General features: G+C 65.1%; 15 protein-coding genes and 2 pseudogenes. 7 read left to right on the top strand and 10 right to left on the bottom strand.

Features of this window, described 5'->3' with window-relative positions; all coding sequences use genetic code 11:
• Positions 1–19: 19 nt before the first annotated feature.
• The 7 genes from gltA to AC3WQM_RS21220 all read right to left on the bottom strand — a co-directional run bounded on the left by gltA (position 20) and on the right by AC3WQM_RS21220 (position 6,047).
• Complete coding sequence (gene gltA, locus AC3WQM_RS21250; RefSeq protein WP_062479703.1) at positions 20–1,330, bottom strand: citrate synthase; 1,311 nt, start codon at positions 1,328–1,330, stop codon at positions 20–22.
• Positions 1,331–1,354: 24 nt separating this feature from the next.
• Entirely contained in the window at positions 1,355–1,669 is a 315-nt protein-coding gene (locus tag AC3WQM_RS21245; protein WP_099795593.1) for an FAD assembly factor SdhE, read from the bottom strand.
• A 20-nt stretch (positions 1,670–1,689) separates the two neighbouring features.
• The gene (locus AC3WQM_RS21240) at positions 1,690–2,391 is read right to left on the bottom strand and encodes a succinate dehydrogenase iron-sulfur subunit (RefSeq protein ID WP_062479706.1); all 702 of its coding nucleotides are present in this window, start codon (positions 2,389–2,391) and stop codon (positions 1,690–1,692) included.
• 22 nt (positions 2,392–2,413) lie between these two features.
• Complete coding sequence (gene sdhA / locus AC3WQM_RS21235; RefSeq protein WP_056572028.1) at positions 2,414–4,222, bottom strand: succinate dehydrogenase flavoprotein subunit; 1,809 nt, start codon at positions 4,220–4,222, stop codon at positions 2,414–2,416.
• Positions 4,223–4,228: 6 nt separating this feature from the next.
• Positions 4,229–4,594, bottom strand: coding sequence for a succinate dehydrogenase, hydrophobic membrane anchor protein (sdhD, locus tag AC3WQM_RS21230; protein WP_099795596.1), 366 nt, complete (start codon positions 4,592–4,594; stop codon positions 4,229–4,231).
• Positions 4,595–4,607: 13 nt separating this feature from the next.
• On the bottom strand, positions 4,608–5,054 hold the full coding sequence (sdhC, locus tag AC3WQM_RS21225) for a succinate dehydrogenase, cytochrome b556 subunit (protein ID WP_492681462.1): 447 nt from the start codon (positions 5,052–5,054) through the stop codon (positions 4,608–4,610).
• Between the two features lie 234 nt (positions 5,055–5,288).
• Positions 5,289–6,047, bottom strand: a complete 759-nt coding sequence (locus AC3WQM_RS21220) for a GntR family transcriptional regulator (protein WP_099795598.1) — start codon at positions 6,045–6,047, stop codon at positions 5,289–5,291.
• A gap of 182 nt (positions 6,048–6,229) precedes the next feature.
• On the opposite strand from AC3WQM_RS21220, the gene AC3WQM_RS21215 reads away from it, so the two are divergent.
• The 5 genes from AC3WQM_RS21215 (at position 6,230) to AC3WQM_RS21195 (ending at position 12,290) form a co-directional block, all read left to right on the top strand.
• On the top strand, positions 6,230–7,216 hold the full coding sequence (locus AC3WQM_RS21215) for a malate dehydrogenase (protein ID WP_042578072.1): 987 nt from the start codon (positions 6,230–6,232) through the stop codon (positions 7,214–7,216).
• A 15-nt stretch (positions 7,217–7,231) separates the two neighbouring features.
• Positions 7,232–8,020: a trans-aconitate 2-methyltransferase gene (tam, locus tag AC3WQM_RS21210; RefSeq protein ID WP_492681460.1), complete on the top strand. Its 789-nt coding sequence runs from the start codon at positions 7,232–7,234 to the stop codon at positions 8,018–8,020.
• Positions 8,017–9,030, top strand: a complete 1,014-nt coding sequence (locus AC3WQM_RS21205; RefSeq protein WP_492681458.1) for an HpcH/HpaI aldolase/citrate lyase family protein — start codon at positions 8,017–8,019, stop codon at positions 9,028–9,030. The genes tam and AC3WQM_RS21205 overlap by 4 nt, the downstream gene beginning before the upstream one ends.
• A gap of 23 nt (positions 9,031–9,053) precedes the next feature.
• A complete protein-coding gene (locus AC3WQM_RS21200) occupies positions 9,054–9,611 on the top strand; it encodes a hypothetical protein (protein ID WP_492681456.1) in 558 nt (185 codons plus the stop codon).
• 93 nt (positions 9,612–9,704) lie between these two features.
• Positions 9,705–12,290: a bifunctional aconitate hydratase 2/2-methylisocitrate dehydratase gene (locus tag AC3WQM_RS21195; protein WP_492681454.1), complete on the top strand. Its 2,586-nt coding sequence runs from the start codon at positions 9,705–9,707 to the stop codon at positions 12,288–12,290.
• A gap of 87 nt (positions 12,291–12,377) precedes the next feature.
• On the opposite strand, the gene AC3WQM_RS21190 is transcribed toward AC3WQM_RS21195, so the two are convergent.
• From AC3WQM_RS21190 to AC3WQM_RS21180, 3 genes are read right to left on the bottom strand one after another with little or no spacing between them, the layout of a single operon-like run.
• Positions 12,378–13,238, bottom strand: a complete 861-nt coding sequence (locus AC3WQM_RS21190; protein WP_492681452.1) for a hypothetical protein — start codon at positions 13,236–13,238, stop codon at positions 12,378–12,380.
• Positions 13,239–13,268: 30 nt separating this feature from the next.
• Positions 13,269–14,411: a DUF2827 domain-containing protein gene (locus tag AC3WQM_RS21185; protein ID WP_492681450.1), complete on the bottom strand. Its 1,143-nt coding sequence runs from the start codon at positions 14,409–14,411 to the stop codon at positions 13,269–13,271.
• Positions 14,408–14,848 carry a DUF4019 domain-containing protein gene (locus AC3WQM_RS21180; RefSeq protein ID WP_492681448.1) on the bottom strand — a complete coding sequence of 147 codons (441 nt, stop codon included), beginning with the start codon at positions 14,846–14,848 and terminating at the stop codon, positions 14,408–14,410. The genes AC3WQM_RS21185 and AC3WQM_RS21180 overlap by 4 nt, the downstream gene beginning before the upstream one ends.
• Before the next feature lie 320 nt (positions 14,849–15,168).
• Between AC3WQM_RS21180 and AC3WQM_RS21175 the strand changes: the two are divergent.
• Together AC3WQM_RS21175 and AC3WQM_RS21170 are read left to right on the top strand one after the other, a co-directional pair.
• Positions 15,169–15,249 (top strand): annotated as a pseudogene (locus AC3WQM_RS21175) (ESPR domain-containing protein); the annotation flags it as partial.
• Positions 15,250–15,366: 117 nt separating this feature from the next.
• A pseudogene (locus AC3WQM_RS21170) lies at positions 15,367–16,658 on the top strand (hemagglutinin); the annotation flags it as partial.

The following is a 16,658-nucleotide window of genomic DNA, read 5'->3' as shown; positions in this document are numbered from 1 at the left end:
AGATTCCGCGCTCGATCGATCAGCGGGCCGAGATCGGCTTCACGTCACGCTTGGGCGAGCCTTCGAACAGCTGGCGCGGGCGGCCGATCTTGTACTCGGGGTCGCCGATCATTTCGTTCAGCTGGGCGATCCAGCCGACCGTGCGGGCCAGCGCGAAGATCGCGGTGAACAGCGGCACGGGGATGCCGATGGCGCGCTGCACGATGCCCGAGTAGAAGTCGACGTTCGGGTAGAGCTTGCGCGACACGAAGTACTCGTCTTCCAGGGCGATCTTCTCGAGTTCCTTGGCGAGCTTGAACAGCGGGTCGTTTTCCAGGCCCAGCTCGGTCAGCACTTCGTTGCAGGTTTCCTGCATCAGCTTGGCGCGCGGGTCGTAGTTCTTGTACACGCGATGGCCGAAGCCCATCAGCTTGACGTTCGAGTTCTTGTCCTTGACCTTCTTGATGAACTCGCCGATCTTTTCCACGCCGCCTTCGCGCTGAATGTCGTACAGCATGTTCAGCGCCGCTTCGTTGGCACCGCCGTGGGCCGGGCCCCACAGGCACGCCACGCCGGCTGCAATGGCCGCGAAGGGGTTGGTGCCCGACGAGCCGCACAGGCGCACGGTCGAGGTCGATGCGTTCTGCTCGTGGTCTGCGTGCAGGATGAAGATGCGGTCGAGCGCGCGCTCGAGCACCGGGTTCACCTTGTACTCTTCGCACGGCGTGGCGAACATCATGTGCAGGAAGTTGCCTGCATAGCTGAGTTCGTTCTTCGGGTACATGTACGGCTGGCCGACGGTGTACTTGTAGGCCATGGCCACGAGCGTGGGCATCTTCGCGATCAGGCGGATCGCGGCGATCTCGCGGTGCTCGGGATTGTTGATGTCCGTGCTGTCGTGATAGAAGGCCGACAGGGCGCCCACGAGGCCGGTCATGATGGCCATCGGGTGGGCATCGCGACGGAAGCCGCGCAGGAAGAACTGCATCTGCTCGTTGACCATCGTGTGGTTCGTCACGAGCTTGGTGAAGCTGGCCTTCTTGCCTGCGTCCGGCAGTTCACCGTACAGCAGCAGGTGGCAGGTCTCCATGAAGTCGCAGTTGGTCGCGAGCTGCTCGATGGGGTAGCCGCGGTACAGCAGCTCGCCCTTGTCACCGTCGATGTAGGTGATGGCCGACTGGCAGGCGGCGGTCGACATGAAGCCCGGGTCGTACGTGAACATGCCGGTCTGTGCATACAGCTTGCGGATGTCGATCACGTCAGGGCCGATGGTGCCCTTGTAGATCGGCAGTTCGACGTTGTCGCCGCCATTGCTGAACGACAGCGTGGCCTTGGTATCGGATGCTTTCATTTCGGTTTACTTTCAGAGGAGGATTCAGGACGAAGGAGAGATTGCGGGACGCTGCGCGCCATCGGTACGCATCAGATGCAGCAATGCGACCACCTCGGCGCCGGCCCATTCGGGCTCGGGCTCCTTTCTGCGCAGCAAAAGGTCCAGGAGGTCGTTGTCCGACAGGTCCATCAATGTCTCCATCGCTCCCGCCTGACCGTTGGTCATGTGGGATTCGTGCCGCTCGAAGAAGCGGGCGATGAACAGGTCGTTCTCGAGCAGGCCGCGCCGGCAACGCCATTTCAGTTTGCTCAGCGCACGTTCGCTGAGCGGCTGCTGGAGTTCGTCGGCGGTTTGCATGGTGGTGTCTTGAAAAAAGGTCAGATGGCGCGACGCACCATCAGTTCCTTGATCTTGCCGATGGCCTTGGTGGGGTTCAGGCTCTTCGGGCACACGTCGACGCAGTTCATGATCGTGTGGCAGCGGAACAGGCGGTACGGGTCTTCCAGGTTGTCCAGGCGCTCGGCGGTGGCTTCGTCGCGGCTGTCGGCGATGAAGCGGTAGGCCTGCAGCAGACCGGCCGGGCCGACGAACTTGTCGGGGTTCCACCAGAAGCTCGGGCAGCTCGTGGAGCAGCTCGCGCACAGGATGCACTCGTACAGGCCGTCGAGCTCTTCACGCTCTTCGGGCGACTGCAGGCGTTCCTTCTCGGGCGGCACGGTGTCGTTCTGCAGGTACGGCTTGATCGAGTTGTACTGCTTGAAGAACTGGGTCATGTCGACGATCAGGTCGCGGATGACGGGCAGGCCCGGCAGCGGCTTGAGCACGACGGTGCCCTTGAGCGTGTTCATGTTGGTCAGGCAGGCCAGACCGTTCTTGCCGTTGATGTTCATCGCGTCGGAACCGCAGACGCCTTCGCGGCACGAGCGGCGGAACGACAGCGTGGGATCCTGCGCCTTGAGCTTCATCAGGGCGTCCAGCAGCATGCGTTCGTGGCCGTCGAGTTCGACCTCGACCGTCTGCATGTAGGGCTTGGCGTCCTTGTCCGGGTCGTAGCGGTAGATCTGGAATGTGCGCTTCATCGTATGGACCTTGTAAATATTCTTAGAACGTGCGGACCTTGGGCGGCACGGATGCCACCGTCAGCGGCTGCAGCTTGACGGGCTTGTACGAGAGGCGGTTGTCCGCGCTGTACCAGAGCGTGTGCTTCATCCAGTTGGCGTCGTCGCGGCCCAGCGGTGCGACCGGGTCGTCCGCGGGACGCTCGTAGTCTTCCACCGTGTGGGCGCCGCGGCATTCCTTGCGGGCGGCGGCCGAGACCATCGTGGCCTGCGCCACTTCGATCAGGTTGTCGACTTCCAGCGCTTCGATGCGGGCGGTGTTGAACACCTTGGACTTGTCCTTCAGGCCGATCGACTTGACGCGCTCGCGCACGGCGGCGATCTTGACCACGCCTTCGTCCATCGAGGCCTGCTTGCGGAACACGGCGGCGTGCTGCTGCATGACGGCGCGGATCTCGCCGGCCACGTCCTGGGCGTACTCGCCGCCGGTGGAGGCTTCGAGTTCGTTCAGGCGCTGCAGGGTGCGGTCGGCCGCATCCTTGGGCAACTCCTTGTGTTCCTTGAGCTTGTCGTTGAACTCGACGATGTGGTTGCCGGCCGCGCGGCCGAACACCAAGAGGTCGAGCAGCGAGTTGGTGCCCAGGCGGTTGGCGCCGTGCACGCTCACGCAGGAGCATTCGCCCACGGCGTAGAGGCCGTTCACCACGGCGCTGTTGTCTTCACCCTTCTGGATGACGACCTGGCCGTTGATGTTCGTCGGGATGCCGCCCATCTGGTAGTGGATGGTGGGCACCACGGGAATCGGTTCCTTGGTGACGTCGACGTTGGCGAAGTTGATGCCGATCTCGTAGACCGACGGCAGTCGCTTGTGGATGGTGTCGGCACCCAGGTGGTCCAGCTTCATGTGGATGTAGTCCTTGTTGGGACCACAGCCACGGCCTTCCTTGATTTCCTGGTCCATCGAGCGCGACACGAAGTCGCGCGGTGCCAGGTCCTTCAGGGTGGGCGCGTAGCGCTCCATGAAGCGTTCGCCGTTGCTGTTCAGCAGGATGGCGCCTTCGCCGCGGCAGCCTTCGGTCAGCAGCACGCCCGCGCCGGCCACGCCGGTGGGGTGGAACTGCCAGAACTCCATGTCCTGCAGCGGGATGCCCGAACGTGCGGCCATGCCCAGGCCGTCGCCGGTGTTGATGAAGGCGTTGGTGGACGCACCGAAGATGCGGCCTGCGCCGCCGGTGGCCAGCAGCACGGTCTTGGCCTGCAGGATGTGCAGGTCGCCGGTTTCCATTTCGAGGGCCGTGACGCCGACCACGTCGCCTTCGTCGTCACGGATGAGGTCGAGCGCCATCCATTCGACGAAGAACTGGGTGCGGGCTTCCACGTTCTTCTGGTAGAGCGTGTGCAGCATCGCGTGGCCGGTGCGGTCGGCTGCGGCACAGGCGCGCTGCACGGCCTTCTCGCCGTAGTTGGCGGTGTGACCGCCGAACGGACGCTGGTAGATGGTGCCGTCGGGGTTGCGGTCGAAGGGCATGCCGAAGTGTTCGAGCTCGTACACGACCTTCGGGGCTTCACGGCACATGAACTCGATCGCGTCCTGGTCGCCGAGCCAGTCGGAACCCTTGATCGTGTCGTAGAAGTGGTAGTGCCAGTTGTCTTCGCTCATGTTGCCGAGCGAGGCGCCCACGCCGCCCTGGGCAGCGACGGTGTGCGAACGGGTCGGGAACACCTTGGAGAGCACGGCCACGTTGAGGCCGGCACGGGCGAGTTGCAGCGAGGCGCGCATGCCGGAGCCGCCGGCACCGACGATGACGACGTCGAACTTGCGCTTGGTGATGTTTTCTTTTGTGTAGGTCATGGTGGGTCAGATCTTCCAAAGCACTTGAATGGCCCAACCCGCACAACCGACAAGCCAGACGATGGTGAAAACTTGCAGCACGAGACGGATGGCGACAGGCTGGACGTAGTCCATCCACACGTCGCGCATGCCGACCCACACGTGATAGAGCAGGGCAACGATCACGGAGAAGGTCAGGACCTTCATCCACTGTGCGGCGAAGATGCCGGCCCACAGGTCATAGCCGATGGGGCCGCGCGAGAAGACCACCTGCGCGAGCAGGATGATCGTGAAGAGCGCCATCAGGGCGCCGGTGATGCGCTGGCTGAGCCAGTCGCGCAGACCGTAGTGCGCGCCGACGACGATGCGCTTGGAGCCGTAATTCACAGACATGGGGGGCTCCTTTTCAGTACAGGCCGAACAGCTTGGCGCCCAGCACCAGCGTGAGGATGATGCTCGCGCCCAGCGTGAAGAGGGCGGAGGTGTGACCGAATTCCTTGGTCACGGCAGAGTGGCTCACGTCCATCCAGAGGTGACGCAGGCCGGCGATGAAGTGGTGCAGGTAGGCCCAGATGAGCGCTAGTGCGACGAGCTTGAAGAACCATCCCGGAGCGAAGCCGATGCCGATGTTGAACGCGGACTTGAATTTCGCGAACGAATAGTCAGATGACAGCGAGGTGTCGAACATCCAGATGATGAAGGGCATCAGCAGGAACATCAGCACACCGCTCACGCGGTGCAGGATCGACACGATGCCGGCCGGCGGCAGCCGGTAGGTCGTGAGATCGGTGAAGGCGTTGATGTTCCGGAATTCGCGACGCGGCGGCCGGGGGGGAGTTGCAAGCTCTGTCATAGGGAGATGGCTTTCGTGGCTTTGTGACTTGTTGGCTTGTTCTGAGAGCGAACGCTTTTGTTTCTTCTGCGGAATGCAAACAACGCAAAATTCTATTGCAATGCACCATCGCGCACCGGACGCACAGGAGTCAACGCACTGCGGCAGTCGGATGCTCGGGGATTGAGGTTGCGTTGCGCGGGCTGAGTGTGCGCGTTTGTGCCCGCGCGGGCGAGGTTCTTCGGCGCCATCGGATCAGCCCAACTGGTTGCGGTAGTGGTGGGTGTCGGTGCGGTACAGGCCGCGGCGCAGTTCCATCGGCATGTCGTGGTACGTGTGCGCCACGCGCTCCACGCTCAACAGCGGCATCTGCAGCGGCACGTCGAGCAGCTGCGCCTGTTCGGCATCGGGCAGCACGGCGCGGATCTTTTCTTCGGCACGCACCATGCGCACGCCGAACTCGGTTTCGAACATCGCGTACATCGGGCCGGGCCAGGCACGCAAGCGGTCGGCCGTGAGTCCCTTGAACGGCGCGCCGGGCAGCCAGAGGTCTTCGAGGATGGTCGGCACGCCGGCGTAGGCGAGCACGCGGCGCACCTGCAGCACGGCGTCGCCGGTGCGCAGGCTCAGCGCGCGCGCCACGTCGGCCGAGGCGCGCAGGCGCTTGCAGTCGACGATGGTGCGCTCGGCCGGGCCTTCGGCGCTCGGGCTGCCTGCGTCGGGCACGAGCTTCAGAAAACGGTACTGCACATGCTGCTCGGCATGCGTGGCGACAAAGGTGCCCTTGCCCTGGCGGCGCACCACCAGGTTTTCGGCCGACAGCTCGTCGATCGCCTTGCGAACCGTGCCCTGGCTCACGCGGTAACGTACGGCCAGGTCCATCTCGCTGGGGATGGGCTCGCCCGGCTTCCACTCGCCGGCCTGCAGGCTCTGCAGGATCAGGGTCTTGATCTGCTGGTAGAGCGGACTGAAGGACGGCGTCGTGGGCTCGTCGAGGGTGGAGGGCGTGTTCATGGCAGCGGTGGGGTGCGCCGTGGCGGACCCCCAGAGGATATCTTATATAAGACATAAGACGGCCTTTGTCGAATCGGCTTAAAATGCGGCCCGGTCCCGCGCCGCGGGAAAGCTTCCCCCCGCAGGACCGCTGGCGCCCCACGAGAGCGCTGCCCCGTTTCACTACCTTCTGGAGTCTTCCCATGAGCAAAAAGCCTGTCCGCGTTGCCGTTACCGGTGCCGCCGGTCAAATCGGTTACGCCCTGTTGTTCCGTATCGCTTCCGGCGAAATGCTCGGCAAAGACCAGCCGGTCATCCTGCAACTGCTCGAAATCCCCGACGAGAAGGCCCAGAAGGCGCTCAAGGGCGTGATGATGGAACTCGACGACTGCGCCTTCCCGCTGCTGGCCGGCATGGAAGCCCACGGCGACCCGATGACCGCCTTCAAGGACGCCGACTACGCCCTGCTGGTCGGTTCGCGCCCCCGCGGCCCCGGCATGGAGCGTGCCGAGCTGCTGGCCGTCAACGGCGCCATCTTCACGGCACAAGGCAAGGCGCTGAACGCCGTGGCCTCGCGCAACGTGAAGGTGCTGGTCGTGGGCAACCCCGCCAACACCAACGCCTACATCGCCATGAAGTCGGCACCGGACCTGCCGCGCAAGAACTTCACCGCCATGCTGCGCCTGGACCACAACCGCGCTGCCAGCCAGATCGCCGCCAAGACCGGCAAGGCCGTGGCCGACATCGAAAAGCTCACCGTCTGGGGCAACCACTCGCCCACGATGTACGCCGACTACCGCTTTGCGACCATCAACGGCGAAAGCGTCGCCAAGATGATCAACGACCAGGAATGGAACGCCAACACCTTCCTGCCGACCGTCGGCAAGCGCGGCGCGGCCATCATCGAAGCCCGCGGCCTGTCGTCGGCTGCTTCGGCTGCCAACGCCGCCATCGACCACATGCGCGACTGGGCCCTGGGCACCAACGGCAAGTGGGTCACGATGGGCATCCCGTCGGACGGCCAGTACGGCATTCCGAAGGACGTGATGTTCGGCTTCCCGGTCACCTGCGAAAACGGTGAGTACAAGCTGGTCGAAGGCCTCGAGATCGATGCATTCAGCCAGGAACGCATCAACAAGACGCTCGAAGAGCTCGAAGGCGAACGCGCCGGCGTCGCCCACCTGCTGTAAAGCAAACCCGCCAGCATGCTCGACTGGAACCCCGCGCTCTACCGTCGCTACGAGGACGAGCGCACCCGGCCCGCACAGGAACTCCTGGCGCGGGTCCCGCTTGCCGAGGCCGCCCGCGTGGTCGACCTCGGATGCGGACCGGGCAATTCCACCGAGCTGCTGGCACATCGGTTCCCGACGGCGCAGGTCACGGGCACCGACAACTCCGAAGCCATGCTGGTCAGCGCGCGCGAGCGCCTGCCGGCGGCGCGCTTCGAGTTGAGCGACATCGCGACCTGGGCGCCGCGTGAAAAAGAAGCGCCCGATCTCATTTATGCCAACGCGTCCCTGCAATGGGTGCCGGATCACGAAACGCTGATCCCCCGCCTGTTCGACGCGCTGGCCCCGGGCGGCGTGCTCGCCGTCCAGATGCCCGACAACCGCCAGGAGCCCACGCACCGCCTGATGCGGGCGGTGGCGGCCGAAGCGCCCTGGGCCGAGCCCATCGGCGACGCCGACAAGCTGCGCACTCTGCTGTTGCCGCTCGGCGGTTACTACGACCTGCTGGCGCCGCAGGCGGCCAACGTCGATGTCTGGCACACCATTTATCAGCACCGCATGGCCGATGCCGCCTCCATCGTCGAATGGGTGCGCGGCACGGGCCTGAAGCCTTTCGTCGACCGGTTGCCGCCCGACCTGCAGGCGAGCTACCTCGCCGAATACGAACGCCGGGTGGACGAGGCCTACCCGGTGCGCACCGACGGCAAGCGCCTGCTGGCCTTTCCGCGCATGTTCATCGTGGCGCACAAGAAAAAAGACGCATGACCACCAAGAACGCCGCCCATCCCGCGGACGTGCTGCTCGGCGCACAGGCCGGCGCCGTGACCCTGCCGGTGTGCGACCACTACAGCGGCGTCGAAGCCCGCATGAAGAAGAGCCTCGCGCTCCAGGCCGAGATGGCGCAGGAGTTCGGCGCCTGCGTGTTCGACGTCACCCTCGACTGCGAAGACGGCGCCCCGGTCGGCGGCGAGGCGGAGCATGCCGCGCTCGTCACCGAGCTGGCGCTGGCCGCGAAGCCCGGCATGCGCGTCGGCGTGCGCGTGCATCCCGTCGATCACCCCGCATTCGCTGGCGACGTGATCACCATTGCCGGTCGTGCGGGCGATCGCCTGAGCCACCTGATGGTGCCCAAGGTCGAATCCGTGGCCGATGTGTGTCAGGCTGTTGCCGCGCTCGACGCCGCCGATGCCGCCGCGCTGCCGCTGCACGTGCTGATCGAATCGCCCCTGGCGGTGCACAACGCCTTCGAGATCGCCGCGCATCCGCGCGTGCAGTCGCTGAGCTTCGGCCTCATGGATTTCGTGTCGGCGCATGCCGGCGCCATTCCCGCCGACGGCATGGGCGCGGCGGGGCAGTTCAGCCATCCGCTGGTCGTGCGTGCCAAGCTGGCACTGGCCTCGGCCGCGCATGCCTACGGCAAGGTGCCCTCGCATTGCGTGGTCACCGAGTTCAACGACATGGATGCGATGCGCACCGCGGCCCGCAAGGCGGCCACCGAATTCGGCTACACGCGCATGTGGAGCATCCACCCGAACCAGATCCGGCCGATCCTCGAGGCCTTCGCGCCCGACGAGGCGCAGATTCAAATTGCCACAAAAATCATTACAAAAGCCGCAGACGCGGATTGGGCACCGACACAAATTGATGGCACATTGCACGACCGCGCGAGCTACCGCCACTTCTGGCAGGTCCTGACGCGCGCCCACGCAACAGGGCGCGCGTTGCCCTCCGAGGCGAAAGCCTGGTTTGCATCGCGGTCTCCTGAAACCCACTGAATCAGCCTGAAGGAACCCCGCACATGAAGAAAATTGCACTGATCGCCGCCGTTGCCCTGGCCCTGCCGTTGGCCGCCGTGGCGCAGAACGCCACCGCCACCAAGCCGGCTGCCGTCAAGGCCGAAGCCAAGAAGACCCCGCCGAAGCGCCAGGTGACCCGCAAGGCCGCCAAGGCCGTCGAAGAAGTGACGCCGATCAACACCGACACCGATGTCGTGCTCAACGACGCCGATCTGGCCGTGGCGCAGCGCGTGTCCACCGGCAAGGCCCAGTGCGAACTCGGCGCCGACGTGACCGTGACGGCCGACGAGAAGAAGCCCGGCTTCTTCAACGTGACCACCAAGGGCTTGAAGTACCGCATGCACCCGGTCGAAAGCCGCACCGGCGCCATCCGCCTCGAAGACCCGCGTGCCGGCGCCATGTGGCTCCAGCTGGGCAACAAGTCGATGCTGATGAACCAGAAGGCCGGCCTGCGCATCGCCGACGAATGCCAGACCGCCGCTCAGGTCGCCTTCGCCGACGAGATGAAGAAGAACCCCCCGAAGGCCCTTTTCGAAGGTGCCGACGCAGCCAAGAAGTAAGAAGAGCACCGAACCCGGGGTGCGGCGCGGCTCTTGCTTGGCCGCTCGAGACCGCTGCGCACACCCGATAGCCTAGTTTCCGGAGAAAAGAAGATGTTGCAAGCCTACGTTGATCATGTTGCCGAACGCGCCGCGCTCGGTATCCCGCCGCTGCCCCTGAGCGCGAAGCAGACCGCCGAAGCGATCGAGCTCCTGAAGAGCGCGAATGCCAAGGACGGCGCCTTCCTGCTGGACCTGCTCACCTACCGTGTGCCCGCCGGCGTCGACGACGCCGCCAAGGTCAAGGCGAGCTACCTCGCGGCCGTGGCCCACGGCACCGAGAAGAATGCGTTCATCACGCGCGCCCGCGCCACTGAACTGCTCGGCACCATGCTCGGCGGCTACAACATCAGCCCCATGATCGACCTGCTGGACGACGCCGAAGTCGGCGCTGTCGCAGCCGAAGGCCTGAAGAAAACCCTGCTGATGTTCGACCAGTTCCACGACGTCAAGGAAAAGGCCGACAAGGGCAACGCCCACGCCAAGGGCGTGCTGCAAAGCTGGGCCGATGCCGAGTGGTTCACCAGCCGCCCGGAAGTGCCCAAGAGCATCACCGTCAGCATCTTCAAGGTGGCTGGCGAAATCAACACCGACGACCTGTCGCCCGCACCCGATGCGACGACGCGTCCCGACATTCCGATGCACGCCCTGGCGATGCACAAGAACGCCCGCCCCGGCATCGTTCCTGAAGAAGACGGCAAGCGCGGCCCGGTGAAGTTCATCGAAGACCTGCGCGCGCGCGGCCATCTCGTGGCCTACGCTGGCGACGTGGTCGGCACGGGTTCGTCGCGCAAGAGCGCCACCAACTCGGTGCTGTGGTTCACCGGCGAAGACATTCCCTTCGTGCCGAACAAGCGTTTCGGCGGCGTCTGCCTCGGCGGCAAGATCGCTCCCATCTTCTACAACACGATGGAAGACTCGGGCGCACTGCCCATCGAGCTCGACGTGACGCAGATGAACATGGGCGACGTGGTCGAGCTGCGTCCCTACGAAGGCAAGGCCCTGAAGGGCGGCCAGGTCATCGCCGAATTCCAGGTCAAGAGCGACGTGCTGTTCGACGAAGTGCGCGCCGGCGGCCGCATTCCGCTGATCATCGGCCGTGGCCTCACGGCCAAGGCGCGCGAGGCCCTCGGCCTGCCCGTTTCCACGCTGTTCCGCCTGCCGCAAAGCCCGGTCGACACCAAGAAGGGCTTCTCGCTCGCACAGAAGATGGTCGGCCGCGCCTGCGGCCTGCCCGAAGGCCAGGGCGTGCGCCCGGGCACGTACTGCGAACCCAAGATGACCTCGGTCGGCTCGCAGGACACCACCGGCCCGATGACCCGCGACGAGCTGAAGGACCTGGCCTGCCTCGGCTTCTCGGCCGACCTCGTCATGCAGTCGTTCTGCCACACGGCGGCGTACCCCAAGAAGGTCGACGTCAAGATGCACCACGAACTCCCCGAGTTCATGGCCAACCGCGGCGGCGTGTCGCTGCGTCCGGGCGACGGCGTGATCCACAGCTGGCTCAACCGCCTGCTGACGCCCGACACCGTGGGCACGGGCGGCGACAGCCACACCCGCTTCCCCATCGGCATCAGCTTCCCCGCGGGCTCCGGCCTCGTGGCTTTTGCAGCCGCCACCGGCGTGATGCCGCTGGACATGCCCGAGTCGGTGCTCGTGCGCTTCAAGGGCAAGATGCAGCCCGGCGTCACGCTGCGTGACCTGGTCAACGCCATTCCGCTGTACGCCATCAAGTCGGGTCTGCTGACCGTGGCCAAGCAAGGCAAGAAGAACATCTTCTCGGGCCGCATCCTCGAAATCGAAGGCCTGCCCGACCTGAAGGTCGAACAAGCCTTCGAGCTGAGCGACGCCTCGGCCGAACGCTCGGCCGCCGGCTGCACGGTGCACCTGAACAAGGAACCGATCCAGGAGTACATCAACAGCAACATCACGCTGATGAAGTGGATGATTGCCGAAGGCTACGCCGACGCCCGCACGCTGGCACGCCGCATCGCCGCGCAGGAAGCCTGGCTCAAGGACCCGCAGCTGCTCAAGGGCGATGCCGACGCCGAATACGCCGCCGTGATCGAGATCGACCTGGCCGAGATCCACGAACCCATCGTGGCCTGCCCGAACGACCCCGACGACGTGAAGACGCTGAGCGACGTGGCCGGTGCGCAGATCGACGAAGTGTTCATCGGCTCGTGCATGACCAACATCGGCCACTTCCGCGCCGCATCGAAGCTGCTCGAAGGCAAGCGCGACATCCCGGTCAAGCTGTGGATTGCGCCGCCGACCAAGATGGACGCGCAGCAACTCACCGAAGAAGGCCACTACGGCGTGTTCGGCAACGCCGGCGCCCGCACCGAAATGCCGGGCTGCTCGCTGTGCATGGGCAACCAGGCACAGGTGCGCGAAGGCGCGACGGTGATGTCGACCAGCACCCGCAACTTCCCGAACCGCCTGGGCAAGAACACGAACGTGTACCTGGGCTCGGCCGAACTGGCCGCCATCTGCTCGCGCCTGGGCCGCATCCCGACCCGCGAGGAGTACATGGCCGCCACGGGCGTGATCGACGCGTCCAGCGCGCAGATCTACCAGTACCTGAACTTCGACAAGATCGAGGACTACAAGGGCGTGGCGGATACGGTCACGGCCTGAGGGTCGTTGCGGCCGGCGAGCGACTCGCCGGCCCCATGAAAAAGCCCCGCTTCGGCGGGGCTTTTTCATGAGCGTTCGCTGGCGGTGTCAGCCCGGCGGCGGATTCGGCTTCAGGTGTTCCTGGCCCTTCAGCACCATCGCCATCCCAGCGGGGCCGCCTACCGCATAGGGCAGCGACGCCTGCAGCGAGTGCGCGAAATCGCCGCGGTACAGCTTGGCGCCCTGGTGGGTCAGGTTCGAATTGGCGTCGATGTAGATCGACTCGCCCAGCCCTGACCACAGCCGGCAGAAGCCGTAGTCTTCCGACAGGTAGCGCCGCGTGACCGGGTCGACCATCACGTCGAAGAAACGGTAGTGCAGCCCGCGGTCGGCTTCGCCGATGCTGTCGGGCACGTACTGCAGCTCGGGGTAGGCGGCCATGAGCCGTTCGAACACATGGCGCCGGATCGCCATGAAGCCTGTGGGCGCCTCCGTCATCTTCATGAAGCCGTCGGGCTGCACCTCGAGTTCGATCTGCGATGCGCCTTCTTCGGCCTTGGCGTTGACCGTGTAGCGCGTGAACGCGGCCTCGAACTGCTGCTGCGTGGTGCCGGCCGCCACGCCGCCGGCTGGCCAGTCTTCGCGCTTGAGCGGGTAGACGCCGGCGGCGATGTCGTAGCCCGACAGCAGCAGGCGGAACGCCGCCTCGGCAGAGAAGCCGATGTCCGCGTCGATCCAGAACAGGTGGGTCCACTCGGTGTTGGCCAGGAACTGGGCCACGCAGTTGTTGCGTGCACGCGTGACCAGGCTCTCGCCCTGGTGCATCAGCACCTGCACCTTCATGCCGGCACGCTCGGCGCTCACGGTGAAGTTCAGCAGCGACGCCACGTAGTTCTGGAAGAACTTGCCGTCGTGGCTCGGCGTCACGATCACGGGGTAGAAATTCCGGAGTTCGGACGGATCGAGCATGCGGGGGGGCTCCGTGTGTCGGGTGCCTGGCTAGCGGGCAGGGCGCTGCATCAGGCCCTGCAGCAGCGTGTTGTAGGTCTGCGTGGCCACCGCGTCGCCGGGCAGGTAGCGCGCGATGAGCGCGCGTTGCCGGTCGCGGTAGGCTTGGGCCTGTGCGTCGTGCCCGTCGATCGCCTCGAGCACGCGGGCGCTGCCCGCGGCCACGTCGTTTTCTGCGTAGTAGTAGCCCAGGTCCGCGCACAGGTGCGCGTTGTGCACCAGCGGATAGCCCTGCCAGCAGGTCTCCAGGTAGAAGTAGTTGAGCGGGTTCTCCCACTGGTGGGAGACCACGATGTCGGTGTTCTGCGCCAGGAACACCGGCGTTTCGTGCCGGCCCAGGAAGACCGCCTTGTGTTGGCGCACCAGGTCGAGCTGGTTCATCAGCGTGATGAACTCCATGCTGTCCTTGGCCATGCGCTCCACGTTCGTGACCTGCAGCAGCCCGATCGCGTCGGGCCGGGCGCGATACGCCAGCTCGGCGATCAGGATGGGGTAGACGCAGAACTTCACGACGTTGATGTTCGGCTCCATCACGCTGAGCCGCCGCGGGCCGCTGCGCGGCTGGTACGCGCCGCCCTCAGGCAAGGCGCGGGCGCGCTCTTGCAGGAACACCGGGCTCCAGACGAAGGGCACGGCGCGCGCCTCGGCGCGGCGCAGCACCTCGAAGTACGGCTGGCTGATGTGGGCCACCTGCGGAACCATCCAGATGTCGTCGTAGCGCTGGTTGATGAACAGGTTGCGGCCCCACAGCGGCTTGCCGAACAGCATCGACTCCATCGCGTGCACGTACTCGAAGCCGCAGCAGTACGACACCAGCCGCGCGCCGCGGCGCTTCAGGTGGTCGGTCTGGTCGGCGTCGATCTGGCCGCCCAGTTCGATCAGCACGTCCACGCTGTCCTTGGCCGCCTCGAAAGTCACGGTCGGCCAGCGGGCCTGGTCCCAGGGCAGGGCGGGGGTGATGGGGGTGGCGGTGGTGTTGACCAGCACCACCGAGGCGACGCTGGGGCAGTGCTTCAGCGCCTCTGCCAGGAACACGGCGTTCTGCTTGATGCCGTTGTTCCAGAGGGTCTCGGCCTCGTGGTGAAGGCCGATCGTGATGCCGATGCGCAGGCCGGCACCCGAGGCGGTGGTCATTGGTTTTCGCGGGGGATGTAGCCGGTCAGGCGCCAGCCTTGGGGTTCGAGGCGGAAGCTGACTTTTTCGAAGACGGTCTTGTCGTTGGTCAGGCGGGTGGCGAAGTCGACGTTGGCGTACAGGCCCGGCGGAATGCCGGCGCTGTCGTCCAGGTAGCGGATGCGCGTCACGCTGGCCCAGTCGCGGCGGGCCACAGTCCCTACGGTCTGGCGCGAGCGTTGCGTGTTGGCAACAAATTCGGCCTTGGGAAAGCGAGTCTTCACAAACGCCGACGCGACGTCCCAGATCTCTCCCGCCCGGTTCTCATCGATCTGCTTGAGGCTGGTGAGGCCCGCCTGGATGAGTTCGTCGGCGGAGTTGCCGTCCTGCGCCAGGGCGCAGGAACCGGCCAGGGCCAGCGTGCATGCGGCCAGGAAACGGGGGAGAAACGGCTTCATTGGGCACCTTTTGTGAGGAAAACCGCTGTGACAGACAGCGGCGGCGATTCTAGGCGTGGCGTTCGGATCGACGTTCCACAGCGACATCGGCGGGCTGGGATTTGTCGCCAATCGTGAAAGTTTGTGAACTAAATCATCATTTGCCGGTTTCCGGTAGTCCGAAATGGCTGCAAATGTAAACGGCTGCGTACATTACCGCGTCCATTGTGAACGTCAGGGTAACTACGACCCTGGCTGGGGCGACGAACCGCGGGCGTTCGTCGCTCTTCTCCTCCGCCGTTGATACCGCGCCCGCCCTCTGCGAACCGAGCTCGAAGAATATGAATAAGTCTTACCGAAGTATCTGGAATGAAGCCCTGGGGGCCTGGGTTGCGGCGTCTGAAATCACTTCGGCGAGGGGGAAGAAGAGCGGTTCGAAGTTGGTGCGGGCGGCAGTCGCAGCTGCGACGCTCATGGCTGTCGTGACAGGGGGGCATGCTTCCTATCAGGTCGCCGGCGGGTATGCGCCGAACTCGGTGACCAATGCCATCGCCATTGGCAATGGCAATGGCAATGGCACCGCGAACAACAACAGTGCGTATGCAACTGCTGATTACTCTCTCGCGATCGGGAACAACGCCCAGGCGAGCTTTCACAGCTCAACGGCAATCGGCTCTGGCGCCAAAGCCTTGGGCAAAGGGGCTTACGCCCTGGGCAACGACGCCAAGGCCAGCGGGACTTCATCGGTCGCGGTAGGGGGCGGGGACGGCACGGGCAACGGTGGCTCTGTCGCGTCGGGCGAGCAGGCCGTGGCCATCGGCCGGGCGACAAATGCCAGCGGGACGAACAGCGTGGCCATCGGCGGCAACCTGACGGTGGATGGCGGCGCGAAGAGCGCCGGCGCCAACGCCGTGGCGATCGGCACGGGAGCCAGCGCTGGCACCGACAACAGCGTCGCGCTTGGTAGCAACAGCGTGACCGCCGCGGCGGTACCGACTGCCAGTACGACGGTCAACGGGGTTGCGCTGACCGGGTTTGCCGGCGCCACACCGACCAGCGTCGTGAGCGTTGGTTCGGCGGGCGCTGAGCGCCAGATCACCAATGTGGCCGCGGGCCAGGTGAACTCCACCTCGACCGATGCGATCAATGGCAGCCAGCTGTACTCGGTCGCCAGCGCGGTGGGGTCGCTGTCGACCTCCACGTCCTCGGGGCTGAGCACCGCCAACAGCCGCGTCAACAGTCTGTCGACCTCGACGTCGTCAGGGCTGAGTACAACGAACAGCAATGTCAGCAGCCTGTCGACGTCCACGTCGTCCGGTTTGAGTACGGCCACCAGCGGTATCTCCAGCCTGTCCACCGGCTTGAGCACGACGAACAGCAACGTGAGCAGCCTGTCGACGTCCACGTCGTCGGGTCTGAGCACGGCGAACAGCCGCGTCAACAGCCTTTCGACGTCCACATCGAGCGGGTTGAGCACGGCGACCAGCGGCATCTCCAGCCTGTCCACGGGCTTGAGTACGGTGAACAGCGAAGTGGACAGTCTGTCGACTTCCACGTCGAGCGGATTGAGCACGGCGACCAGCGGTATTTCCAGCCTGTCGACCAGCCTGAGCACCACAAATAGCAATGTCGGCAGCCTGTCGACGTCCACGTCGTCGGGCCTGAGCACGGCGAACAGCCGCATCAACAGCCTGTCGACCTCGACCTCGTCAGGGCTGAGCACGGCCACGAGCGGCATCTCGAGCCTGTCCACGGGCTTGAGTACGGTGAACAGCGAAGTGGACAGTCTGTCGACGTCGACTTCGAGCGGTTTGAGCACAGCCACCAGTGG

The sequence above is a fragment of the Variovorax sp. FW301-JW7 genome (genome assembly GCF_058788795.1).
Note: the sequence above shows the minus strand (reverse complement) of the source record. Positions and strands in the feature narration are given on the sequence as shown.

What these genes read in the sequence shown, in the direction of transcription:
- gltA (WP_062479703.1), bottom strand. Translation starts at nt 1,330, where the DNA reads ATGAAAGCATCCGATACCAAGGCCACGCTGTCGTTCAGCAATGGCGGC.
- AC3WQM_RS21245 (WP_099795593.1), bottom strand. Translation starts at nt 1,669, where the DNA reads ATGCAAACCGCCGACGAACTCCAGCAGCCGCTCAGCGAACGTGCGCTG.
- AC3WQM_RS21240 (WP_062479706.1), bottom strand. Translation starts at nt 2,391, where the DNA reads ATGAAGCGCACATTCCAGATCTACCGCTACGACCCGGACAAGGACGCC.
- sdhA (WP_056572028.1), bottom strand. Translation starts at nt 4,222, where the DNA reads ATGACCTACACAAAAGAAAACATCACCAAGCGCAAGTTCGACGTCGTC.
- sdhD (WP_099795596.1), bottom strand. Translation starts at nt 4,594, where the DNA reads ATGTCTGTGAATTACGGCTCCAAGCGCATCGTCGTCGGCGCGCACTAC.
- sdhC (WP_492681462.1), bottom strand. Translation starts at nt 5,054, where the DNA reads ATGACAGAGCTTGCAACTCCCCCCCGGCCGCCGCGTCGCGAATTCCGG.
- AC3WQM_RS21220 (WP_099795598.1), bottom strand. Translation starts at nt 6,047, where the DNA reads ATGAACACGCCCTCCACCCTCGACGAGCCCACGACGCCGTCCTTCAGT.
- AC3WQM_RS21215 (WP_042578072.1), top strand. Translation starts at nt 6,230, where the DNA reads ATGAGCAAAAAGCCTGTCCGCGTTGCCGTTACCGGTGCCGCCGGTCAA.
- tam (WP_492681460.1), top strand. Translation starts at nt 7,232, where the DNA reads ATGCTCGACTGGAACCCCGCGCTCTACCGTCGCTACGAGGACGAGCGC.
- AC3WQM_RS21205 (WP_492681458.1), top strand. Translation starts at nt 8,017, where the DNA reads ATGACCACCAAGAACGCCGCCCATCCCGCGGACGTGCTGCTCGGCGCA.
- AC3WQM_RS21200 (WP_492681456.1), top strand. Translation starts at nt 9,054, where the DNA reads ATGAAGAAAATTGCACTGATCGCCGCCGTTGCCCTGGCCCTGCCGTTG.
- AC3WQM_RS21195 (WP_492681454.1), top strand. Translation starts at nt 9,705, where the DNA reads ATGTTGCAAGCCTACGTTGATCATGTTGCCGAACGCGCCGCGCTCGGT.
- AC3WQM_RS21190 (WP_492681452.1), bottom strand. Translation starts at nt 13,238, where the DNA reads ATGCTCGATCCGTCCGAACTCCGGAATTTCTACCCCGTGATCGTGACG.
- AC3WQM_RS21185 (WP_492681450.1), bottom strand. Translation starts at nt 14,411, where the DNA reads ATGACCACCGCCTCGGGTGCCGGCCTGCGCATCGGCATCACGATCGGC.
- AC3WQM_RS21180 (WP_492681448.1), bottom strand. Translation starts at nt 14,848, where the DNA reads ATGAAGCCGTTTCTCCCCCGTTTCCTGGCCGCATGCACGCTGGCCCTG.